At 52.2% G+C, this 22,016-nt stretch carries 26 protein-coding genes, 12 tRNA genes and 2 rRNA genes; 38 read left to right on the top strand and 2 right to left on the bottom strand.

Annotation, left to right across the window (positions count from 1 at the left end; all coding sequences use genetic code 11):
* Nucleotides 1-92: 92 nt before the first annotated feature.
* From NST26_RS29070 to NST26_RS29005, 14 genes are all read left to right on the top strand, one after another.
* A 23S ribosomal RNA gene (locus NST26_RS29070) occupies nt 93-3,019 on the top strand.
* Nucleotides 3,020-3,164: 145 nt separating this feature from the next.
* A 5S ribosomal RNA gene (gene rrf / locus NST26_RS29065) occupies nt 3,165-3,281 on the top strand.
* Nucleotides 3,282-3,290: 9 nt separating this feature from the next.
* Nucleotides 3,291-3,366 (top strand) — tRNA-Asn (locus tag NST26_RS29060).
* A 1-nt stretch (nt 3,367) separates the two neighbouring features.
* Nucleotides 3,368-3,443 (top strand) — tRNA-Thr (locus NST26_RS29055).
* Nucleotides 3,444-3,455: 12 nt separating this feature from the next.
* Nucleotides 3,456-3,530, top strand: a tRNA-Glu gene (locus NST26_RS29050).
* A gap of 140 nt (nt 3,531-3,670) precedes the next feature.
* Nucleotides 3,671-3,746 (top strand) — tRNA-Val (locus tag NST26_RS29045).
* A gap of 53 nt (nt 3,747-3,799) precedes the next feature.
* Nucleotides 3,800-3,873, top strand: a tRNA-Gln gene (locus NST26_RS29040).
* A 5-nt stretch (nt 3,874-3,878) separates the two neighbouring features.
* Nucleotides 3,879-3,951 (top strand) — tRNA-Lys (locus NST26_RS29035).
* 15 nt (nt 3,952-3,966) lie between these two features.
* Nucleotides 3,967-4,050: transfer RNA gene (locus NST26_RS29030), tRNA-Leu, on the top strand.
* A 7-nt stretch (nt 4,051-4,057) separates the two neighbouring features.
* Nucleotides 4,058-4,132, top strand: a tRNA-Gly gene (locus NST26_RS29025).
* 8 nt (nt 4,133-4,140) lie between these two features.
* Nucleotides 4,141-4,217, top strand: a tRNA-Arg gene (locus NST26_RS29020).
* Nucleotides 4,218-4,359: 142 nt separating this feature from the next.
* Nucleotides 4,360-4,433 (top strand) — tRNA-Pro (locus tag NST26_RS29015).
* A 12-nt stretch (nt 4,434-4,445) separates the two neighbouring features.
* A tRNA-Gly gene (locus NST26_RS29010) sits at nt 4,446-4,519 on the top strand.
* 17 nt (nt 4,520-4,536) lie between these two features.
* Nucleotides 4,537-4,610 (top strand) — tRNA-Pro (locus tag NST26_RS29005).
* An 80-nt stretch (nt 4,611-4,690) separates the two neighbouring features.
* On the opposite strand, the gene NST26_RS29000 is transcribed toward NST26_RS29005, so the two are convergent.
* Entirely contained in the window at nt 4,691-5,104 is a 414-nt protein-coding gene (locus NST26_RS29000) for an ImmA/IrrE family metallo-endopeptidase (RefSeq protein WP_036696270.1), read from the bottom strand.
* A 45-nt stretch (nt 5,105-5,149) separates the two neighbouring features.
* Complete coding sequence (locus NST26_RS28995; RefSeq protein ID WP_036724549.1) at nt 5,150-5,590, bottom strand: helix-turn-helix domain-containing protein; 441 nt, start codon at nt 5,588-5,590, stop codon at nt 5,150-5,152.
* A 298-nt stretch (nt 5,591-5,888) separates the two neighbouring features.
* Between NST26_RS28995 and NST26_RS28990 the strand changes: the two genes are divergently transcribed.
* The 24 genes from NST26_RS28990 to NST26_RS28875 all read left to right on the top strand — a co-directional run bounded on the left by NST26_RS28990 (nt 5,889) and on the right by NST26_RS28875 (nt 22,004).
* Nucleotides 5,889-6,389, top strand: a complete 501-nt coding sequence (locus tag NST26_RS28990; RefSeq protein ID WP_340958222.1) for an ArpU family phage packaging/lysis transcriptional regulator — start codon at nt 5,889-5,891, stop codon at nt 6,387-6,389.
* A gap of 379 nt (nt 6,390-6,768) precedes the next feature.
* Entirely contained in the window at nt 6,769-7,191 is a 423-nt protein-coding gene (locus tag NST26_RS28985; RefSeq protein ID WP_340957854.1) for a phage tail terminator family protein, read from the top strand.
* Nucleotides 7,188-7,394: a hypothetical protein gene (locus tag NST26_RS28980; protein ID WP_340957855.1), complete on the top strand. Its 207-nt coding sequence runs from the start codon at nt 7,188-7,190 to the stop codon at nt 7,392-7,394. The genes NST26_RS28985 and NST26_RS28980 overlap by 4 nt, the downstream gene beginning before the upstream one ends.
* Nucleotides 7,394-8,716 carry a phage tail sheath family protein gene (locus tag NST26_RS28975; RefSeq protein ID WP_340957856.1) on the top strand — a complete coding sequence of 441 codons (1,323 nt, stop codon included), beginning with the start codon at nt 7,394-7,396 and terminating at the stop codon, nt 8,714-8,716. The genes NST26_RS28980 and NST26_RS28975 overlap by 1 nt, the downstream gene beginning before the upstream one ends.
* 1 nt (nt 8,717) lies before the next feature.
* Nucleotides 8,718-9,188 (top strand): phage tail tube protein, encoded by a 471-nt coding sequence (locus NST26_RS28970; RefSeq protein WP_036724540.1) that lies wholly within the window; start codon nt 8,718-8,720, stop codon nt 9,186-9,188.
* A gap of 166 nt (nt 9,189-9,354) precedes the next feature.
* The gene (locus NST26_RS28965) at nt 9,355-9,777 is read left to right on the top strand and encodes a phage tail assembly chaperone (RefSeq protein WP_036696211.1); all 423 of its coding nucleotides are present in this window, start codon (nt 9,355-9,357) and stop codon (nt 9,775-9,777) included.
* Nucleotides 9,778-9,969: 192 nt separating this feature from the next.
* On the top strand, nt 9,970-11,922 hold the full coding sequence (locus NST26_RS28960; RefSeq protein ID WP_340980455.1) for a hypothetical protein: 1,953 nt from the start codon (nt 9,970-9,972) through the stop codon (nt 11,920-11,922).
* Nucleotide 11,923: 1 nt separating this feature from the next.
* Nucleotides 11,924-12,670, top strand: a complete 747-nt coding sequence (locus NST26_RS28955; protein ID WP_076081822.1) for a LysM peptidoglycan-binding domain-containing protein — start codon at nt 11,924-11,926, stop codon at nt 12,668-12,670.
* Between the two features lie 12 nt (nt 12,671-12,682).
* Entirely contained in the window at nt 12,683-13,645 is a 963-nt protein-coding gene (locus tag NST26_RS28950; RefSeq protein WP_340980454.1) for an XkdQ/YqbQ family protein, read from the top strand.
* Nucleotides 13,646-13,650: 5 nt separating this feature from the next.
* Nucleotides 13,651-13,944 (top strand): DUF2577 domain-containing protein, encoded by a 294-nt coding sequence (locus NST26_RS28945; RefSeq protein ID WP_209879675.1) that lies wholly within the window; start codon nt 13,651-13,653, stop codon nt 13,942-13,944.
* Complete coding sequence (locus NST26_RS28940) at nt 13,941-14,369, top strand: DUF2634 domain-containing protein (RefSeq protein WP_340980453.1); 429 nt, start codon at nt 13,941-13,943, stop codon at nt 14,367-14,369. The genes NST26_RS28945 and NST26_RS28940 overlap by 4 nt, the downstream gene beginning before the upstream one ends.
* Nucleotides 14,362-15,420: a baseplate J/gp47 family protein gene (locus NST26_RS28935; RefSeq protein WP_340980452.1), complete on the top strand. Its 1,059-nt coding sequence runs from the start codon at nt 14,362-14,364 to the stop codon at nt 15,418-15,420. The genes NST26_RS28940 and NST26_RS28935 overlap by 8 nt, the downstream gene beginning before the upstream one ends.
* Nucleotides 15,421-15,422: 2 nt before the next feature.
* Nucleotides 15,423-15,836: a phosphoglucomutase gene (locus NST26_RS28930; protein WP_340980451.1), complete on the top strand. Its 414-nt coding sequence runs from the start codon at nt 15,423-15,425 to the stop codon at nt 15,834-15,836.
* A 1-nt stretch (nt 15,837) separates the two neighbouring features.
* Complete coding sequence (locus NST26_RS28925; protein ID WP_340980450.1) at nt 15,838-16,860, top strand: DUF2793 domain-containing protein; 1,023 nt, start codon at nt 15,838-15,840, stop codon at nt 16,858-16,860.
* Between the two features lie 12 nt (nt 16,861-16,872).
* Entirely contained in the window at nt 16,873-17,208 is a 336-nt protein-coding gene (locus NST26_RS28920; protein WP_081751111.1) for a hyaluronate lyase N-terminal domain-containing protein, read from the top strand.
* A 2-nt stretch (nt 17,209-17,210) separates the two neighbouring features.
* The gene (locus tag NST26_RS28915) at nt 17,211-17,822 is read left to right on the top strand and encodes a YmfQ family protein (protein ID WP_340957865.1); all 612 of its coding nucleotides are present in this window, start codon (nt 17,211-17,213) and stop codon (nt 17,820-17,822) included.
* An 11-nt stretch (nt 17,823-17,833) separates the two neighbouring features.
* A complete protein-coding gene (locus NST26_RS28910; protein ID WP_340957866.1) occupies nt 17,834-19,291 on the top strand; it encodes a hypothetical protein in 1,458 nt (485 codons plus the stop codon).
* Nucleotides 19,292-19,304: 13 nt separating this feature from the next.
* Complete coding sequence (locus tag NST26_RS28905) at nt 19,305-19,778, top strand: XkdW family protein (protein WP_340957867.1); 474 nt, start codon at nt 19,305-19,307, stop codon at nt 19,776-19,778.
* A gap of 56 nt (nt 19,779-19,834) precedes the next feature.
* Nucleotides 19,835-19,966, top strand: coding sequence for a hypothetical protein (locus tag NST26_RS28900; protein WP_340957868.1), 132 nt, complete (start codon nt 19,835-19,837; stop codon nt 19,964-19,966).
* A gap of 182 nt (nt 19,967-20,148) precedes the next feature.
* The gene (locus NST26_RS28895) at nt 20,149-20,466 is read left to right on the top strand and encodes a hypothetical protein (RefSeq protein ID WP_340751553.1); all 318 of its coding nucleotides are present in this window, start codon (nt 20,149-20,151) and stop codon (nt 20,464-20,466) included.
* Between the two features lies 1 nt (nt 20,467).
* Entirely contained in the window at nt 20,468-20,665 is a 198-nt protein-coding gene (locus NST26_RS28890) for a hypothetical protein (RefSeq protein WP_036696237.1), read from the top strand.
* On the top strand, nt 20,652-21,044 hold the full coding sequence (locus tag NST26_RS28885; protein ID WP_340957869.1) for a hypothetical protein: 393 nt from the start codon (nt 20,652-20,654) through the stop codon (nt 21,042-21,044). The genes NST26_RS28890 and NST26_RS28885 overlap by 14 nt, the downstream gene beginning before the upstream one ends.
* Nucleotides 21,016-21,726 carry a M15 family metallopeptidase gene (locus NST26_RS28880; protein WP_340957870.1) on the top strand — a complete coding sequence of 237 codons (711 nt, stop codon included), beginning with the start codon at nt 21,016-21,018 and terminating at the stop codon, nt 21,724-21,726. Before NST26_RS28885 ends, NST26_RS28880 begins: the two co-directional genes overlap by 29 nt.
* Nucleotides 21,726-22,004 carry a holin gene (locus NST26_RS28875; RefSeq protein WP_200869530.1) on the top strand — a complete coding sequence of 93 codons (279 nt, stop codon included), beginning with the start codon at nt 21,726-21,728 and terminating at the stop codon, nt 22,002-22,004. Before NST26_RS28880 ends, NST26_RS28875 begins: the two co-directional genes overlap by 1 nt.
* Nucleotides 22,005-22,016: the final 12 nt, after the last annotated feature.

Genomic DNA, 22,016 nt, shown 5'->3' with positions numbered 1-22,016 from the left:
TTGCGTTTTAGAACATTCCTTTAAGCTGAACTTGTGTAAACAAGTTTCATATTAATGGCGATACTAGCGATTTTCCTTAGGGAAAACGCATTGGTTAAGCTACTAAGAGCACACGGAGGATGCCTAGGCGCCAGGAGCCGACGAAGGACGTGGCGAACAACGAAACTGCCTCGGGGAGCTGTAAGCAAGCTTTGATCCGGGGGTGTCCGAATGGGGAAACCCAGCTGTGGTAATTCGCAGTTACTCATTTCTGAATACATAGGAAATGCAGAGGCAGACCAGGGGAACTGAAACATCTAAGTACCCTGAGGAAGAGAAAACAATAGTGATTCCGTCAGTAGCGGCGAGCGAACGCGGAACAGCCTAAACCAAGGGGCTTGCCTCTTGGGGTTGTGGGACGTCTCACATGGAGTTACAAAGGAATTCAGTAGGTGAAGAGGTCTGGAAAGGCCCGCGATAGAGGTAAAAGCCCTGTAGCCTAAACTGTGTTCTCTCCGAGACGGATCCCGAGTAGTGCGGGGCACGTGAAACCCCGTATGAATCCAGCAGGACCATCTGCTAAGGCTAAATACTACCTGGCGACCGATAGTGAAACAGTACCGTGAGGGAAAGGTGAAAAGCACCCCGGAAGGGGAGTGAAATAGAACCTGAAACCGTGTGCTTACAAAAAGTCAGAGCCTCTTTATGGGTGATGGCGTGCCTTTTGTAGAATGAACCGGCGAGTTACGTTTAACATGCAAGGTTAAGGTGAGAAGCCGGAGCCGCAGCGAAAGCGAGTCTGAATAGGGCGACTCAGTATGTGGACGTAGACCCGAAACCGTGTGATCTACCCCTGTCCAGGGTGAAGGTGCGGTAACACGCACTGGAGGCCCGAACCCACGCATGTTGAAAAATGCGGGGATGAGGTGGGGGTAGCGGAGAAATTCCAATCGAACTCGGAGATAGCTGGTTCTCCCCGAAATAGCTTTAGGGCTAGCCTCGGTGAATGGAGTGGTGGAGGTAGAGCACTGATTGGGTGCGGGGCCCGCAAGGGTTACCAAGCTCAGTCAAACTCCGAATGCCATTTACTTCTTGCCGGGAGTCAGACAGTGAGTGCTAAGATCCATTGTCAAAAGGGAAACAGCCCAGACCATCAGCTAAGGTCCCCAAGTGTGTGTTAAGTGGGAAAGGATGTGGAGTTGCACAGACAACCAGGATGTTGGCTTAGAAGCAGCCACCATTGAAAGAGTGCGTAATAGCTCACTGGTCGAGTGACTCTGCGCCGAAAATGTAACGGGGCTAAACACACCACCGAAGCTATGGCTAGATGCTTTGCATCTGGGGTAGGGGAGCGTTGTATATACGTTGAAGGTGTACCGTAAGGAGCGCTGGAGAGTATACAAGTGAGAATGCCGGTATGAGTAACGAAAAGATCAGTGAGAATCTGATCCGCCGAAAGCCCAAGGTTTCCTGAGGAAGGCTCGTCCGCTCAGGGTAAGTCGGGACCTAAGGCGAGGCCGACAGGCGTAGTCGAAGGACAACAGTTTGAAATTACTGTACCACCGTAATCCGCTATGAGCGATGGGGTGACGCAGGAGGGTAGTGACGCGGACTGATGGATGTCCGTCTAAGCAGTGAGGCTGGTGTGCAGGCAAATCCGCACATCGTTAAGGCTGGGCTGTGATGGGGAGCGAAAATTATAGTAGCGAAGGTCATGATCTCACACTGCCAAGAAAAGCCTCTAGTCAGGAGAAGGTGCCCGTACCGCAAACCGACACAGGTAGGCGAGAAGAGAATTCTAAGGCGCGCGGAAGAACTCTCGTTAAGGAACTCGGCAAAATGACCCCGTAACTTCGGGAGAAGGGGTGCCTCGGTAGGGTGAATAGCCCGAGGGGGCCGCAGTGAAAAGGCCCAAGCGACTGTTTAGCAAAAACACAGGTCTGTGCGAAGCCGTAAGGCGAAGTATACGGGCTGACGCCTGCCCGGTGCTGGAAGGTTAAGGGGAGCGGTTAGGGGTTAAACCCGAAGCTGTGAACCGAAGCCCCAGTAAACGGCGGCCGTAACTATAACGGTCCTAAGGTAGCGAAATTCCTTGTCAGGTAAATTCTGACCCGCACGAATGGCGTAACGACTTGGGCGCTGTCTCAACGAGAGATCCGGTGAAATTTTAATACCTGTGAAGATGCAGGTTACCCGCGACAAGACGGAAAGACCCCATGGAGCTTTACTGCAGCTTGATATTGAATTTGGGTACGATCTGTACAGGATAGGTGGGAGCCGTGGAGGCAGGAGCGCAAGCTTCTGCGGAGGCGCCGTTGGGATACCACCCTGATCGTATCTAGGTTCTAACCTAGTGCCCTTATCGGGTACGGGGACCGTGTCAGGCGGGCAGTTTGACTGGGGCGGTCGCCTCCTAAAGAGTAACGGAGGCGTTCAAAGGTTCCCTCAGAATGGTTGGAAATCATTCGCAGAGTGCAAAGGCATAAGGGAGCTTGACTGCGAGACCTACAAGTCGAGCAGGGACGAAAGTCGGACTTAGTGATCCGGTGGTACCGCATGGAAGGGCCATCGCTCAACGGATAAAAGCTACCCTGGGGATAACAGGCTTATCTCCCCCAAGAGTCCACATCGACGGGGAGGTTTGGCACCTCGATGTCGGCTCATCGCATCCTGGGGCTGAAGTAGGTCCCAAGGGTTGGGCTGTTCGCCCATTAAAGCGGTACGCGAGCTGGGTTCAGAACGTCGTGAGACAGTTCGGTCCCTATCTGTCGTGGGCGCAGGAAATTTGAGAGGAGCTGTCCTTAGTACGAGAGGACCGGGATGGACGTACCGCTGGTGCATCAGTTGTTCCGCCAGGAGCATGGCTGAGTAGCTACGTACGGACGGGATAAGCGCTGAAAGCATCTAAGCGTGAAGCCCCCTCAAGATGAGATTTCCCAGTATGTAAGACCCCTTGAAGACGACGAGGTAGATAGGTTGGAGGTGGAAGTGCAGCAATGCATGGAGCTGACCAATACTAATCGGTCGAGGGCTTATCCAAAAGTTACCCCAAAAAGTGAAGATGAAGCTGACGAAGCGGATTCCGAGTACTTTCCGGGGGCCCCGTAAGAAGGGCAAACGCAGATTCGTTTCGGATTCAGTTTTCAGGAATCAAATTCCTGAAGCATTTACGCTGTAAATGCCCGTTTGGTGGCGATAGCGGAGGGGTTCCACACGTACCCATCCCGAACACGACCGTTAAGCCCTCCAGCGCCGATGGTACTTGGACCGAAGGGTCCTGGGAGAGTAGGACGTTGCCAAGCGGACAATATTCCCTGATAGCTCAGTTGGTAGAGCACTCGACTGTTAATCGAGTTGTCACAGGTTCGAGTCCTGTTCGGGGAGCCATGCTCTCATAGCTCAGCAGGTAGAGTGCTTCCATGGTAAGGAAGAGGTCACCGGTTCGAATCCGGTTGAGAGCTCCACAAATTTTTTAAGGCCCGTTGGTCAAGGGGTTAAGACACCTCCCTTTCACGGAGGTAACATGGGTTCGAATCCCATACGGGTCACCATTTTTTATGGGATGAGAAATCCCTGGGTTCGTTGAAGCATAGGCATCGTAAGGAATACTTCGCAATCTCGTAATGGAGTGAAGAGTATCCCATACGGGTCACCATTTTTAACTAGTACCCTTATTAGTCACCATACATATGGAGGCTTAGCTCAGCTGGGAGAGCATCTGCCTTACAAGCAGAGGGTCGGGGGTTCGAACCCCTCAGCCTCCACCATAATGTTCTTGATATTTGAGGGAGATTGTGGGCATTATATAGGTATCTATTGTAGGGGATTCGCCAAGTGGTAAGGCAACGGACTCTGACTCCGTCATCATAGGTTCGAATCCTATATCCCCTGCCAAATATGAGCCATTAGCTCAGTTGGTAGAGCACCTGACTTTTAATCAGGGTGTCGAAGGTTCGAGTCCTTCATGGCTCACTTGTATTGATTCATGCGCGTGTGGCGGAATGGCAGACGCACCAGACTTAGGATCTGGCGTCGTAAGACGTGGGGGTTCAAGTCCCTTCACGCGCACCACTTATTTGCGGACGTGGCTCAGCGGTAGAGCATCGCCTTGCCAAGGCGAGGGTCGCGGGTTCGATTCCCGTCGTCCGCTCCAAATTTTTTGCGCCCTTAGCTCAGCTGGATAGAGCGTTTGACTACGAATCAAAAGGTCGGGAGTTCGAATCTCTCAGGGCGCGCCATTATTACTTCTTGAATATTCAAAGTGTCCTCTAGATTCGAACGAGTTCGTTGGAGCATAGGCTTCGATAGGATTACTTCGCAATCGGATGCGCAGCATCCGTATCTCTCAGGGCGCGCCATTATTACTTCATTAATTATTAACGGGATGTAGCTCAGCTTGGTAGAGCACCTGGTTTGGGACCAGGGGGTCGCATGTTCAAATCGTGTCATCCCGATATTTCACCTTTGCGGGTGTAGTTCAATGGTAGAACTTCAGCCTTCCAAGCTGATAGCGTGGGTTCGATTCCCATCACCCGCTCCATAATAATTTCATAGTTTCGGGATGTAGCTCAGCTTGGTAGAGCACCTGGTTTGGGACCAGGGGGTCGCATGTTCAAATCGTGTCATCCCGATCGAACAGCTTACGGCTGGCCAATGAACTCTTACTGCGGTAAGAGTTTTTTGTTGCGTCATTAAAGGAACGTATGTTCCTTTAATCGTCTAAAAAAAAGACAACCTCAGCCGGGATGCCAATCCTTGCATAATAGCTCTGTAGGGACTCATCCTGCTCAATGGCAGTGCCGACCGATAGCAGCTTAACCGCGAACAGGTTAGCCTGCCGCTCCAGCTTGCCTGGCGAGAAATACGAATTCTCCTCCAGAAAAAAACGGTTGACCCCTTTGTGCAGACGGTCATGCGCGAGTTCATGGGCGCATACGAATCGTTGCCACTCCAGCGGCAGCTGGTTATGAATGACGATGAACCTTCTTCTTAACTTCCGATAGTAGAGGCCCTTGGTGCCGTCACCCAGATGCATGAACCGGATGTGAATCCCCAGTGCTTCAGCCAGCTCGAAGGGGCTGCTGGTATTGTATTTTTTGACCAAACGCTTGATTAGCTCATCCATATTCTTCACCCGCAGCATGTTAATAGTAGTTGGATTGCCTGGTACTTACTCCTTGCCTGGATCGTGCTTGGGCTTGGTCCGCTTGTTCATCTGCTTTGCCTCCCAGAATAAGCCGGTTAATACGTCCTTGATCCGCTGCTTATCCTCCTTGTTCAGGGGAATTCCATCAAACATCAGCTCACCATCATCCTCCAGCATTTGGCGGAAGTCCCGCTTATCCTTGCTGGTGGCCCAGGCAGGCACAGCGCCCTCTGTACTGCTCTCCGTCTCGGTTAAATAACCGGCATGGCCCATCAGCTCCTCGTACGACACATCGGTCGCTTCAGCAATCTTACGCAGGGTAGCCGGCTTGGGGACACCCCGTAATCCATTCTCGATTCGTGAGATTTGGGCTCCACTGATACCGGCAAGCGCTGCCAGCTGATTAATGGTCAATCCCTTTCCTTCCCGAAGCTGTCTCAGATAGTATCCGAATTCCTCTGCCATCGATAACCACTCCTTATCCCTAATCACCTAAAAAGCTGTTGTACTTACTATAAGCTATTTATGCCAATAGGTAAACAATAAAGAGTCTATTATTGCCAAAAGGTAAGAATGGGCATGCATTTAGCTTGTTTGTGCTGCAAAACGGGCTAAAATGAGGTTTTACTGAATTGGTAGATAAGTGGTATATTATGAAAAAAGGCGAACAGTATACGAACAAGTAGAATTTTAACACATTTGGCCGGAAAGGTCCGCAACAAAGTTCTTAAATCTGTATAACATCTAAGGAGTGGTATAAATGATGATTCTATCTTCGCTGCCCGAGCTTGACCGCCGCCGGACTCAGGTCACTATAGAGAATATGCTGGAGAAGTACCGGATTTTCAAATCTGTAACGTTTGAGGCTAAAGAGGCCGGGATTACGTACTCCTATACGGAACGGTTCCATGGCGCAACCCATACGGTTACTGATCAGACAGCAGCGATTGCCACGCATAATGTAGATGTGCCTGCTGCAAGACGGGCGTACTGTGCTGTGATTGATTCGGTTGTAGAGCGGCTTACCCAGAGGGAACAACAACTGGTGCGGGAGAGATACATGCGCAGAGAGGAGAGCTACGACTACACGATATACAATCATGTGTTCGATCCTCCGGTGAGCAAGGATACTTATGTGAAAATAAGGTCGAAGGCGTTCTATAAGATGGCGCTGGCGCTTGCCGATCTGCAGCTGTTGTCTCTGGCCACGCTCACGAAGACCCCGGCTGGAGGGAACGTGTCTAAGGAGCAGAAATCCTTTTGACAACATGCAGCTACCATATGTAATCGACATGGCCGTATTGCCCGCCGGGGTGATGCGGCTTTTTGTTTCAGATGAGGTGACCGCCTTTTACCATCCCTAGTACCACCGGAAGTTATCGCTAATTCCTCTGTAATAGCGCCTGCGCAAGGTCTCAGGGGGTCTATGATTATAACATGGCAAATGAAGCAGAAGGACACCGCAGGAGCATGAATGCTCCACCTCATCGAAGCCTAAGACAGGCCGGCAGACAAGCGCGGTGAAAGCTCCTTCGGTCATTGCCGGATACAAGACGGGTCCTATTCTTCCTGAATCGAATCCGCGGGTGACTTCAAGAAAGGCAGGAGGGATTACCACATCTAATCATGAGAGGAATGAAATCATGACGGTACAACATCTACGGGGGAATATCACTGCTGCGCTGGAGCAGTTTTTCCCGGATATTCCTGTATATGTGGAAGGGGATAAGCCGCAGTCAGCCTACTTCAGGCTGGAGCTGCTCTCGGCAACCTACGACAGGCAGCGTGAAGGAAGATACATGGCGGTCTACCGCTTCGGTATCCGCTATGAACAAGGCAGTCTGCTGGATGCAGAGGCTATAGCTGACGGGCTCTGTGAGGCGCTGGACGCAAGAGAAAGTGTGAATCCCGCTTATCGGGTGGTGCGCCAGTCCTGGGTGGCCGGAGCAGAGGGACGGGGGGCGCTGTTCACCGTGGACTATATGCTCTATCTCCAGAAGCAGAAGCAGCCGGAGGAAGAGGCAGAGCTGATGGGACACCTCACAGAAGGGGCGCGGCTGAAATGAGTTCTAAGGAAATGACGGCAAGTGAGCAGGGACGCGGGAGCGGGGGACCGGATGTTTTTGGGAAAAAGCAGATCAGGAACTCGGCCCTGTTCGGCCCTAAGGAAAAGGATGTACTGGAGGTAGTTCTGCAAGAGGACGGGAGCTACACCTTGGAAGAGGCTAAGCATTTGATGGAGCTGTATCTAAATAAGGAGGTTATCTAATGGCTGGAGGAACATGGACAACACAAAACAAGGTGCGTCCGGGGGTATACGTAAATGTGGCCTCGAACGGTATTGTGGCAGGGAAAATGGGAGAACGCGGTACGGCTGCCTTGGCACTTGCACTGCCTTGGGGGCCTGCGGGAGTCATTCTAAAGCTTACGGCACAGGATGATTTTCAGCAAAAGCTGGGCTACGATCTCACGGCAGCAGAGCTGCTGCCGGTAAGAGAGGTGCTGAAGCGGGCAGGCACACTGTTGCTCTACCGTCTGAATCAGGGTGTGAAGGCTGCTGTGACCAATAACGGAATTCAGGCGACTGCGCGGTATGGCGGAGAACGCGGGAATTCACTTAAGGTAGTAATCGAGAAAAATATCGATGACACTAATCAGTTCGATGTCCGGACGCTGCTGGACGGGGCAGAAGTGGACAAGCAGACGGTAAGTGCTGCTGCCGATCTGGTTGCGAACGCTTATGTAGAATTTAAGCCGAATGAAGCCGGTGCGCTGACGGTGACCGCTGGACTGCCGCTGGCAGGCGGAGCGAATGGAACAGTCACAAATGCGGAGCATAGTGCGTTCTTGTCGGCGCTGGAGGTTCAGGATTTCCAGACGGTAGGTCTGGTATCGCAGGATAACACGCTGAAGTCCCTGTATAGCGCCTATGTGAAGCGTCTGCGTAATACGGAAGGCAAGAAGGTGCAGGCGGTCTTGTCCGATTACGCTACGGCTGACCATGAAGGCATCATCAGTGTGGCGAACGGCGTCATTTTGAGTGATGGAACGGTAGTGGATAAAGCTCATGCCGTGGCTTGGGTTGCGGGGGCAACTGCCGCCGCTGCTGTGAACGAATCTCTGACTTATCAGGCCTATGACGATGCTGTAGATGCGGATGTGCGTTTCAGCCATTCCGAGACTGTAGAAGCACTTACAGACGGAGAGCTGCTGTTCACCTATAGCGGAGGCCGTGCAGTAGTGGAGCAGGACATTAACACGTTCACCTCCTTCTCCACAGACAAAGGTAAGGCCTTCTCCAAGAACCGCGTGCTGCGGGTGCTGGATGGGATCGCTGGTGATTTGAAGCGGATTTTTGAGAGCTACTTCATTGGCAAATTGCCGAATAATGAGGACGGGCGTGCGCTGTTCTGGTCGCAGTGCGTCACTTATATGAATGATCTGCAGAACCTTGGTGCGATTGAGAACTTCAATGCACAGAGCGATATTGTAGTGACTCCTGGAGCGGACAGTGACAGCGTAGTGCTGGAGGTAGCTGTGAAGCCGGTAGATTCCGTAGAAAAAGTATATATGAAAGTGAAGGTGGTCTAAGATGACATTCTTGAGAGCCAGCGATACGCTGTCCGGCCAGGAGGGCCGGGCGTATGCCACGATTAACGGACAGACGGAAGAAATGTTCTATGTTAAAACCCTGGAAGCCACTGTAGAGAAGCAGAAGGCGGAAGTGAAGACGCTTGGACGCCGCGGGGTGCAGCATAAGGCGACCGGCTGGTCGGGCAGCGGTACGATGACGATTTTTTATATGACGAGCCGTTTCCGCCAGATGATGCTGGAGTACATGAAGACTGGGATAGACCAATATTTCAGCATTATCGTGACCAATGAAGATCCGTCCTCAACCGTGGGCGCTCAGCGCATCATGCTGAAGGATGTCAACCTGGACAGTGTCATTATGGCTTCTCTGGATACGGAGTCGGATGCGCTGGAGGAAGAGGTTGCTTTTACCTTCGAGGATGTGGAATTGGTGCAGCCCTTCGCGGCTCCGGCTAATGCCGGCCAATAAAGCTTAAGCGGGCTATCCGCAGGTTGTAAAAGAGTAATTGAATGAATAGGTTCGGGAGGCGCCGCAAAGTATCTGGATATTCATTGAAGCCATGGCCGCTGCGCGGCGGTATTCTGCGGCGGGCCTCTTCGCTGCCCTAACACAATAAGAATCCGGGAGGAACAACATGAGTGAATTAAGTTTGTTTTTTGCGCAAAATGCGGCTTGTGATACAACAGAGGAATTCGCGGTCTCGCTGCGGTTCAAGGACAAGGAAGGTAACCCTGCCGTCTGGAAGCTGCGCAGTATGAATGAGGAAGAGAACCAGGAATGCCGCAAGGCGGCTACCCGCAAGGTCAAAGGAAAGAACGGCACTTACACTACGGATATTGATCCCAATGAATATATGGCGAAGCTGATGACGGCAAGCATTGTGCATCCGGATCTGAAGAATACGGAGCTTCAACGCTCCTACGGGGTGATGGGCGCCGAATCGCTGCTGCGCAAAATGCTGCTGCCCGGGGAATTCGCTGCGCTTGGGGAACGGGTACAGGCCCTGAACGGCTTCGCCACAGATATGAACGAGCTGGTGGATGACGTAAAAAACTAATCAACGAGGGCGATGGTGAGGCCAATCTGGCCTACTACGCCCTCCATGAGCTGCATATTCTCCCACATGAGCTGATGAAGCTCTCCGTCCGCGAACGCGCGGCGATCTATGCCATGATCTCTGTACGCGTTGACAAGGAGAAGCGGGAGCGCGCACGGAGCAAGGGGAAAAAGAGATGAAGGGGGTGAAAGAATGGAAATCGATAGCTCCAAAGCAGTCATTATCTCGCGCAGGTCGGTTACGATCTGGAAAGCCGTCCACAAACAAAGCCTGCGGATGAATAATAATCTCGACATGGTTAACCGGTCGGTAAAAGGTTTTCAGGCGGCGGTGAAACGTTCCAGTGAACAAATCATCCGTGCAGAGGATCGGATCATTCAATCCTTGCAACAGATTAATGACACGCTGCTGGAAGGCTTCAAACGGCTGCCTGTCAAAGTGGATGTGTCCAGAACAGTGGTGATGCAGCAAAGCCAAAGGGCTGCGCAATCCCAACAGTTGGGGGTCCGAATGCTTGAGGCCTCGCCTGCTGTAGAGAAGACGAAGGAAGAAGAGGCCAAAAAAGTGAACTGGTGGAAAGGGCTTAAAGAAAAAAAGAAAAAGGAAGAAAAAAAGCCTGAGGTGAAAAAAGAGGATGTTAAACCGCCAGTACCCGAGGTCCTACCGAAGCCGAAGATTAATTTGAAGAAAGACCCGGTGCCGCCACCTCCACCGCCGCCACCTCCATCTCCACCGGGCGGCGATTCCAAGATCATGAAGTTTCTCAAAACAGCTGATGTGGTTAAGCCTTTTAACGCGATTAAGTCCTTCGGGGAGAAGGCTGTGAAGGAAGCTGCACTGCCTGAGGATATTGCCAACTGGAACAAGATGAATAAGAATATTGATCTTGCCCTTGGGCAGATAGGCACCAAGGCTCTAGGTGCTCTGCGGCCGGTAATGGATACGATTAACACAGCATTAACTTCAGGGCAGCTAGCGCCGCTTATTGATGCGATGGCTAACGGGTTTCTTTTTATAGCAAATGTGATCTCAATGGTGGTTGACGGGCTATTATGGCTGGCTCAGGTGGTTCAGGATAACTGGTCATTTATTAAGCCTATTCTTGAAGCGATAGCCGTTGTCTTCCTGGCAGCCATGATTGTTCAGGTCTATATGCTTGCTGCCGCCTGGCTGGTGGCTAACTGGCCGATCTTAATCGTCATTGCCGTAATAGCAGTCTTATTGATGATTCTGCAGCATCTTGGCGTCTCGGCGGGCGAGGTGATTGGATTTATTGTGGGATCGTTCTACTACCTGGCTGCAGTTGTGCAGAATATAGCCATTGGTATCCAGAATTTTTTCACTTTGGCTGGCGATGTGTTAGTTTATATATTTAATTCAGCTGTCAATAAAGTACAGGGATTCTTTTATGGTCTTGCCGCTGGTGCGCTGGATGTTATGTATAGTATTGCTGTAGGCGCAGAAGGATTCGCCGGAGGATTCATGAAGGTAATGGCTAAGGCTATTCAGTGGGTGCTCGACAAGTTCAACTCACTGGTTGATATGCTGAGCAACATTCCATTCTTCGACACATTAGGGATCAGTAAGGTCAAACTAGATGTAGAGGAACCGGAGACCCCTCATGGTGCCAGTGATATTATTGGGAAATATCGTCAAGGCCTTGAAGCATATAAACCAGCAGACAAGGTAGTTTTGGAAATATCCAAGCTAACAGATTATAAGGATACAAAAGCGGCATATGGCAAGGGGAATGAAATAGGAAAGAATGCCATGAACAATTTCATGGATAAGGGACAACAAATGGCGGATAAAGCCAAGGAGTTAACTAACCCTAAGTCTCTTAAGAATATCCCGGGAGGTTCTACTAATGCTTTCGCCAACCAAAACGGCAGCCTGAACAACGTCAACAAGGTGGGCGAGGTAGGCAAGATCAATGAAAAGGTCGATATCTCCAGTGATGATCTGGATATGCTGCGGGAGCTGGCGGAGATTCAGTCGATTCAGAATTTTGTTGAGCTAACGCCAACGGTGCAGGTAACAACAGGGAATATTAATAATTCGGGCGATATTGACTCCATCATCACGAAGATTGGGCAAAAGCTGAAAGAGGAGTTCGTCTCTACGGCGCAGGGGGTGTACACGTAACATGGAGGAGTATGGATTCTATCTGAGCTTCAATAATTATGAAGAGGTGATCCGGCTTCCGGTGAACCCTGAGACGCTGGAGATCAAGGAGAACAGCGATGGCAAAAGCTATACGATTGTGGATTTTGGTGAAATCAACGCGATTGCATATCCGAAGCTGACGGAGATTACGATTGAGAGTATGTTCCCGGCACAGTATTATCCGTTTGTGGTGTACTCCGGAGAGAATGCCGGTAAGCTGTTGAAACCCTACGAGTATGTAGAGCTGATTCGCAAATGGATGCTCAGCCGCAGGCCGGTCCGGTTTGTTTTTTCAGGGCTGAAATCGGCGAATGTGCAGAATACGCAGACCCCAGATTGGCTGAGGCAGGCCAGGGCGCAGGCGCAACAGACTTTTACCGGGGATATTGGCATTAATATGGCGGTCAGTATTGAGAACTTCTCCTGGAAGCTCAGTGCGGGGTCCTCGGGGGATATCGATTATACACTTGGACTCAAAAAGTATGTGTTCTATCAGGCGTTAGCTGTGAAGGTAGGCAGCACCGGTGAAGTGAAGAAGCAGCAGAAACGGGCAAGCGAGAAGGCAGCGCCCGCTACCTATACGCTCAAAGCCGGGGATACGCTCTGGTCGGTGGCCCAAAAGCTGCTCGGTGACGGCAGTAAATCCAAAACGCTGCAAAAGCTGAACAATATCTCGGACAGCGAACTGAAGAAGCTCAAAATTGGCCGAGTGATCAAGCTGTCTTAGGAGGCCGTGGCGATGGAATTAATCATAATTAATAAGGAAGGCGCCATCTGGAATATTGCCGGAATCGTTACGGATATCACGTGGAAAACCACCCGGACCGGCAAGCCTGCAACGCTTGAGCTTACGCTGGTGGACAGCGGGATGTATCAGCATAAAAAGTTCGCGATCAGCAACGGGGATATTGTGCAGTTCCGCAGAGACGGAGTCGATGTATTCTACGGCTTCGTCTTCAGTATCGACACGGGTGCGAATCAGGAGATCAAGCTGACGGCGTACGATCAGATCCGCTATCTGCTGGGCAATGGCAGTTATGTGCTTCAGGATGTTACTGCGGCTGAGGTCATCAGTACCATTGCCAAGGACCGCGGCTTGCGGCTTGGATTACTGGAACCGGCGGAGTACAAGATCCCCTCGCTGATCGAAGACGGCAAGAAGCTGCTTGATATTATTATGGGTGCGGTCGGCAGTGAGCTGCAGTATAAGGGCCAGCTGATGGCGTTCTATGATGATTTCGGCAAGCTGACGCTGCGCAGTCCGCAGTCCATGCTGCTAAAGGTGATTCTGGGGGCAGGCCATTACCTGTACGATTATTCGCTGAAAAGAAGCATCGACGATAATACGTACAATACGATTCTACTCTACCAGGACAACGAAAAAACCGGTAAACGCGAGTTCTATCCGGTCACAGATAAAGAAAATGTAAAGCGCTGGGGTATCCTGCATCTCTACCAGAAGGCGGACGATAATGCGAATGCTGCGCAGATTCAGGAAAAGGCAGGCAATCTGCTTAAGCAGCACAACCGGGAGAAGGTCAGTCTCTCTGTGCAGGCTCTTGGCGATATACGGGTGAGGGCGGGGAACTTCATCTACGTGCTGCTGGATGAATTCCAGACACAGCTGTTCCTGGTGGATCAATGCAGCCATAAAATTTCCGGAGGGGAGCATACGATGTCCCTAGACATTAAGGTGGTGTAGACAACATGCTCGATATTATTAAACAGGCAAGCCTCGGAGCTGTATCGAATACGAATCCGGTGGCTTTGTCTTATGGGACGGTGGTTCTGGCACAGCCGCTGCAGATTCAGGTGGAGCAGCGGCTGCTGCTGACAGGAGCCGCACTGGTGGTGGTTGAATCCGTGATGGAGAGCAAGGCTGTGATCGAAGGCCGGGAGATCCTGCTGCGGCGTGGACTTGAAGCGGGAGACCGCGTGCTGCTCGTGCGGATGCAAGGCGGACAGAGCTATATTGTCCTCGATCGGCTGGTGGACCTATGATTCCGGCGATAGGCAGATCCGGTCCGGTGACGGGAGCTCTGGAAGGGAATGTGACCGCTGCGGGGAATGCTCCGAGCCTGACGTACCGGATGGACTGGGAGCGGGGGCGGATCGGCGGGCGGGTAGACGGACTCGAAGCGGTGAAGCAGGCAGCAATCAAGGTGCTGCAAACCAGCCGTTATGAGCACCTGATCTATAGCACGGACTACGGAACGGAGTGGAAGCTGGTGCTGGGTCAGGACAGGCTGCTGGCCCGGCCGGAGCTGCGCCGGCTGATCAGCGATGCGCTGCTTCAGGATGAGCGGATTCAGGCGCTTGAGGAGGTACAGATTCTTTTTGAAGGGGATACGGTAAGCTTCAGCTGTACGGCTGTAACGGTATATGGCGATGTGGAGCTGAGAAAGGAGGGGATTGGTAATGTATGAGGATCAGACGTACGAGGCTCTGCTGGAACGCATGCTGGATCGGGTTCCAGAGGGGCTGGACAAGCGTGAGGGAAGTATTATCTATGATGCGCTTGCGCCGGCGGCGGCTGAAATGGCCCAGATGTATCTGGAGCTTGAGGTCAGCAATAATCTGTTCTTCCCGGATACGGCGGACGGCGAATATCTGGAACGAACCATTGCCTGGACGGGACTGAAGCGTCAGCCCGCAGGCAAAGCGCAGCTTGGCGCGAGGTTTTATACCAGCAGCGAACAGCCCTTGGACATTCCGCTGGGCAGCCGATTCTCCCTGGGGCTGCTCCATTATAGTGCTGCGGAGAAGCTTGCTCCCGGGACGTACCGCCTGGAGAGTGAGACTGCCGGGGCTGAGGGGAATCAGTATTCAGGCGCGCTGCTGCCGATTGATTATATCCCGGGACTGGCCCGGGGGGAGGTTACGGGCCTGCTGGTTCCCGGCACGGATGCGGAGACGGATGAAGCGCTGCGGCAGCGGTACTTCGATTCGGCCCGGCGGCCTGCAACGAGCGGCAATAAATATCATTACATGGAGTGGGCACAGCAGATCCAGGGCGTAGGGGGAGCGCGGGTCTTCCCGCTGTGGGCCGGACCGAAGACGGTCAAGGTGGTCATTGTGAACGCGGAGCATCAGCCTGCTTCCCCGCTGCTGGTCTCCCAGGTGCAGCAGTTCATTGACCCTGCGCCGGGCCTTGGCGAGGGCCAGGCTCCGGTGGGCGCGGTGGTGACGGTGGAATCGGCCACAGGCAAGGTGGTTGATGTCTCAGCTAAGGTTACGCTGGCAGCCGGCTATGCGTTGCAGCCGGTTATTCAAGCTTTTACGGCGCTCCTGGAGAAGTATCGTAAGGAGAAGGCTTTTGCCGCTACCTATATCAGTCAATCGGTCATTGGCGCATTGCTGCTGAATACGGAGGGCGTAGTGGACTATAGCGGGCTGAAGCTGAACGGCGGAACGGCAAATATCCCTCTGCTTGAGACAGAAGTGCCGCTGTTCGGCAATGTCGTACTGGAGGTGTAGGTATGGGATATCCGGAGCAGATCGATGTTTTTCAGGATAAGCTGAACAAAAAGGCAAATGGCGGCAGTCATGTTGTAGAGGAGAAGCTTCGGCTTACGAGTGGTGTATTCAGCGGACTGCTGGCCCACGACAATATTAACAATGAGACGCTGGCCGTGTACACAGGCTCCCGCTTCAGCGGGACAGAGGTGCGGAATTACTCGGTCTCTTTCCCGGATGAGGCCCCTTGGCGGCGGCTCATTAATATCTATGCGGATGTGCCCGAAGTCTATGTGACTTACGAGACACCGGGAGACACTGTGGAAGCGGATGATGTGAACCAGTTACAGGGCGGGCTTACGGCTACGCAGCGTGAACTGGAGCGGTATAAACAGGCCGGTCTGATTGACGGCGGATCTTTTAGAAGAGAGGTGTAATATGGCACAGACCATTCAGGTCAAACGCGGTACCCGGGCCGAGCTGTCCACTTACGGGATGCTGAAGGCGGGCGAAATGGGCTTCTGTACAGATACGAAGGAGGTCTATATCGGAGACGGTAGCTCCAACTCCATGGTGGGCCGGGCCTTGTCCGGTCCCGAAGCTTCGCGTCCTGCGGCAGCCTCGGTTGGGCGTCTATACTATGTGAGCAGCGGGAGTAACAGCGGGTATTTGTATTTCGATGACGGGGCCGCCTGGCGCCGGGTTAACGCGCAGAAATTAACAGATGTGAGCGGAACGGTGGACGATATCGCTGACGGCTCCACGTATGCCAAGGTGCTCAAGGCAGATCTTACAGCAGGGCATCCCAATAAAGTGTCGGACGGCACGAATACCAAGACTGCCGCAGAAATTGCAACGCATCTTAACGATGCCGCGAAGCACCGAATTATTAACGATGGCGGTTCGACGATTACGGATCTGTGGTCCGCGCAAAAAATCAAAAACGAAATCGAGCTGGCCAAGCATAATATTGAGCCGCAGGCTTCGGTGAAGGATCAGCACCTGACGGCTCCGCCCGTAAGTCCCGTGGAAGCAGACCGGTATATTATTCCTTCCGGCGCTACCGGCGTCTGGGCAGGTAAAACCAGTCAGATTGCGGAATATGCCGCAGGTGCCTGGGCTTATTATGTTCCGGCTGTCGGCTGGACGGCCTATGTGGACGATGAGCAGAAGATCTACAGCTGGAACGGGAGCGCCTGGGTGCGGACGGGCGGCGCGCTGCAGACGATCACGGCTGGGAATGGTCTTACCGGCGGCGGGCAGGCGGACAGTGTCACGCTGACCGTCGGGGCAGGCAACGGGATCATTGTCGGCTCAACCAGTGTTGCGGCCAAGCCGGGTAAGGGTATTCTGGTAAACTCGACGGGGATTGAGGTCAACATTGACGGCTCAAGTATCGTCTACGATTCGGCCAATGGCAACCAGCTCACGGTAAGCACTATCGATGGCGGAACATTCTAGGAGGCGGTGACCATGGCACGGAAGACATTGATTCAAATCCGCCGCGGCCTGGAGAGTGCGCTGGGTACGCTAGCCGCAGGCGAGCTGGGCTACTGCACGGATAGCGGTAAGCTGTTCATCGGCAGCGGCAGCAGCAATATGCTGCTGGCGGCAGGCCAAAGCACAGGCGATATGCTGAAAAGCATCTACGACACGAATAACAACGGTAAAGTCGATTATGCCCAGGCTGCGGATACGGTTCCGTGGTCAGGTGTGGACGGCAAGCCTTCGGTCTATCCGGCGGCTGCACATACCCATGATTATATGCCGAAGGGTCCGCTGACCTGGAATCAGCTGAAGGGGGTGTAGCTGTGGCTTATGGAGACAGTATCTATGGACTTATGACGTATTCGGCAGATGGTGTGACAGGGGAAGGGCCGGAGATTACCGCTCCCGATCTAATGAAATACCTGCCAGATTATTATCAGGGCGTGCCTGAGATGGAGGCTGTGCAGGCCAGCGCCGGTGCAGCTTGCGGTGAAGTGGCTTATGCCATGGCCGACAGTGATAATCAGAAGACACTGGAGTCCGCTACCTGGGGGCTGTCCCGCTGGGAGCGGATGCTGGGACTGGCCTCAGATCCGAACAAGTCCTACGCCACCCGCCGGGAGATGATCAAGGCCAAGCTGCGAGGCAGCGGAACAACTACGCCGGAAATGATTAGGCGGACGGCGTCTGCTTTTTCCGGGGGAGATGTGGAGGTAGTCGAGGTGCCCGAAGCGTACAGCTTCGAGGTGCGCTTCGTCGGCACACTGGGTATCCCGGCCAATATGGCAGGGCTGATTCAGATTATGGAAGAGATTAAGCCGGCCCATCTGGACTATAGCTTCGTGTACAGCTACACCTGGTGGGACTCCTTGAAGTCCCTCACCTGGAACGGTGCGCACGGCAAGACCTGGAATGAACTAAGAGTATATGAATAGGAGTGTGAGCGATGAAAACAACGGGTAATCTGGGGCTGAAAAAGCCCGATGGTACAGACATTGTAGATATCACCGACCTGAACGGCAATATGGATATTCTGGACACCGCCGTCAAGGCCGCGCAGGATCACTCTGCGGATGCGGTCAAGCACATCACAGCCGCGGAGCGCACGGCATGGAATGCCAAGGCGTCTACGTCAGTTGCGACCACGACTGCTGCCGGGCTGATGGCTGGAGCAGACAAGTCGAAGCTGGATAGCGTGGCACAGGGGGCTAATAATTATGTGCATCCTTCCACGCATTCGCCATCGGTCATCGTCCAGGACTCGTCCAACCGCTTCGTAACCGATGCGGAGAAGACGGCCTGGAATGGCAAGGCGAATCTAGTGACTACACCGCAGCAGACTACGGCGGATGTTACCTACTTTGTCCGTACTGATGGGAATGACAATAACACCGGGCTTTCTAATACGGCGGGTGGGGCTTTTAAGACGATTACAAAAGCAATTAATACGCTCCCTAAAGTAATCAACCATGATGTGAATATTAATGTTGCGGCAGGTAACTATGCTGAAACAATAGTAATTAAAGGATTTACAGGAAAAGGTTCTTTTGGCATTTCGGGAACAGCTACCGTGAATATATTAAATGTTTTAGGCAGCGCAAATACAATTCCTGTAACATTATCTACACTTACCAGTACTACAAACAGTTCGAATTGTTTTGAATTTAGTTATTGCTCTTGGACATATTTTAATAAATGTTCAGCGTTAGCAGTTGATAATTCAAACTCTGCGTTCGTTATCTATGGCGGAACTGCAGTTCTTGCAACGTGTACTATATCTAATAAATGGGCGGCTATATTGGCTCGCAGTGGGTCAAATGTCTACGTAATTTGGTGTTCTGGTGTTTCGAATTCTAACGCATATTATGCAATGGAATCGGCGAAAATCGGTGGAGATGGAAATTCCTTGTCGGGAGTTTCATATACCTCAAATGGAGCAACTATTTCAATGGGGCCTGGGGTTATTAACCCATGGGGGGATAATACAACATTAAATCGGCCTATGGCTGAAATGAAGCCTCTCTCTGACCAATTGTTAAGTGCTGGAGTATGGGGCAAGGTTACATTAAACCAGTCTCTTTACAGTATTAAAAATGTTGCGGACATAGCAAACAGTCGACTTGTTTCTCCTGAAACGGGAGTATATCTATTGAATGTCCGTGTAGCGATATCTAATTCAGGAGCAGGGCGGGCCGCTATTGGAGCTTTCGTAAATGGGAATCTAAATGGACTTTTAATAGAACAGACGAGTGATGCGAGTCAATTAGGGCTATCATTGGGTGGATCTTCGCTTTTGCGCCTTAGTGCGGGAGAGTACGTAGAAATATTCATAAACCCTACTCAAAATATTTCTATTTCTGCTCATGATCCATACACACATGTATCTTTAATTCGAGTTGCATAAAGGAGATGAATAAATGAACCTAGCACAAGCAATTAACTATTTATACCCAACTGCCAACCCCATGCACGACTTCATCGTCCAAGACAACGGCCCAGAACCCGTCCTGCGGCCGGAAGCCGAAACCAAGGGCCAGGTACGCTACGAGATCAAGCCGCCAGAAATCGGCGAACAACTCGTAGAGGGCGTCCACTACCGCCATGGCATTGACTATAATCTGCTGATCGAAGGCGAGGACTATGATCTGGTGGAGCGCGGCCCATATATCGCCGTCTGGAATCTGGACGCGCCACAGCCGACAGAGGCTGAATTACAGGCGGCGTGGGAAGCGTATCAAGAAGAAGAAGCGAATAAGCCGCCGGTACTTACGGAGATGGAACAGCTTCAGCAGGAGAATCTGTGGCTAAAGGCGCAGAATAACGCACTAAGCGAACGGGCGGATTTCATTGAGGATCTCATTGCGGAGATGGCCACGCAAGTCTACACGTAATCGTTCAGCGGATCTAACCTGCGCATTACCTCTATTATAGAAAGGTGGTGAGAGCAATGGCATTATTTTTCGCACAACGCGTCATGCTGGGGAAGACGAAGTATAGCGAGGTCCCCTCTACGCTGAAGCCTGCGGTCAAGCAGATTCTGGTGGAGAACGGACTTACGTTCCTTGTAACTGAAGAGTAGATTGCCACAGGCGCCGCTCAGGGCGTTTTTATTTTGCCCTCGGACTCGTCCGGGGGCTAAGTCCAAATATTCACCACAGTGACGATGAAGCTTCAAGTTTAAATCTTAAGTGCGTCTTATAGAACTACTTTAATAACCACTTTAATAACCACTTTAATAACCACACAGAAGGGAGTGAAGCAATGGACAGCAACGATGTTGCGAATCTGGAGAAGCTGCTGCCGCTTGCGGATAAGTATGGACTGGCTTATATCATCGCTCTGATTCTGCTCATGATTATGCTTGTGCTTTTACGGTCAATTGTGAAGGGGAATCTGGTGCCGCGTGAACTGCTGGAGCGTGCTGAGGAAGACCGGGACCGGCTGCAGAATATCCTCGACAAAGAGCGGTCAGACTTCATGGCACCCACGCTTGAAGTCCTGCAGCGATTGAAGATAGACCATTCCGCGGGCAACCATACGGGTAGTAATAGTATTAATGAAGAAGACAGGGGGGGATAACGTGCTGAGTGCGTGGATCAAGCGTCTATCGCCCCTGCACCGGGACAGAGAGCGGAGGCTGGCGCTTGCCGGACATAAAGTTTCGCTCTCTATCCGCAGGTACAAGAATGTCTCTCAGGACATTCAGGATGAAATCAGGAACAACGGGTTCGCCGAGTTCCTAATCTATGATCGGGGGGCAGAAGATGAGCAGCATTGATATTGTGTTGTTACTGGCCTATTCTATATCCTTTATCTGTGCGCTGCTGCTGATGGCTGCGCTTTTTTTGTATTTCCGCCGAAGATTCCGGGTGCGCGTGGTCAGTCTGTTTATGCTGGCGGCGTTCTTTTTCCTCGGGGCGTATACGGTAAAAATGGCGGTGGCCTTCTGGATCAGATTCAGCTCCGCTCCCGCCCCGGACGCTATACGAAGCTCGCTGCAATCGGATGCCTGGGCTATTGCCCAGACGGGAACGACCCTAGGGCTAGTCATTCTAACCCTCTTGATGTACACCAGACGCCGGGATCTGTTCGTGGTCCTCTCTGAAATCAGGAAAGGGGAGGAATCGCATGCTGACGCTGGCTCAAGTCCTGAATAAATCCGCTGCCCGCCTGTCCGGACTTCATCCCGCCGTCCTTGCCGCAGCGACTGCACTGATTGAACGCAGTTATGCTGTTGGAGTTCCCATCCTGATCACGCAAGGTCTGCGGACGATTGCCGAACAGGATGCGCTCTATGCCCAGGGGCGAACCCGGCCGGGAGCAATCGTGACGAATGCGCGCGGCGGGTACAGCTATCACAATTATGGATTGGCGGCGGATTTTGCGCTGCTGCTTCCGGATGGTTCAAGTGTCTCTTGGGATATGAACAGGGATGAGAACCAGAATGGGACCCGGGATTGGCTGGAGGTGGTGCAGCACGCTAAGGCCATCGGGTTCGAATGGGGCGGCGACTGGACCAGCTTCAAGGATTACCCGCATCTGCAGATGAGCTTCGGATTAAGTCTGGCAGATCTGCGAACGGGGAAAAAGCCTACGGCTGCGGCCGTGGAGGCGGTGGTTGAACGCATCAAGCCCAAGGAGGAACAAGCGATGAGGACTCAGATGAAAGTTGCAGTACAGGTGAATGGGAGGAAGATTGCGGACGGGTGGCTGGAGAATGGGGTTACCTATGTTCCTGCACGTAAAATTGCGGAGGCACTGGGCGCTCAGATTGCCTACCATCCGGCTGCCAACACCGTTGATATCACCACCATCCCGCAGAAAGGAGCAATCTCATGATGAACAGCGAACTGCTGGATAATGTATTGGCTTTTGCCTCAATCCTGTCGGTCTTTATTCTTACCCTAGTGCAGCTGATCAAAAATAATACCCGTTTGCCGCGTAACAGCATCCCTTTTATCGGACTTGGCATCGGGCTGCTGGTTGGAGCGGCGGCGTATCCTTTTACAGAGCTGGAGTTGATCTTGCGTCTATGGTCAGGCGGATTGGCCGGGTTATCGGCTACCGGATTATTCGAATTGGCATTCAACAACCGCTCAGGGCACACAATGAAATAAAAGTTAACCTGT

Source organism: Paenibacillus sp. FSL R7-0128 (assembly GCF_038002245.1).
In the GTDB taxonomy this organism is placed as follows: domain Bacteria; phylum Bacillota; class Bacilli; order Paenibacillales; family Paenibacillaceae; genus Paenibacillus_AQ; species Paenibacillus_AQ silagei.
Note: the sequence above shows the minus strand (reverse complement) of the source record. Positions and strands in the feature narration are given on the sequence as shown.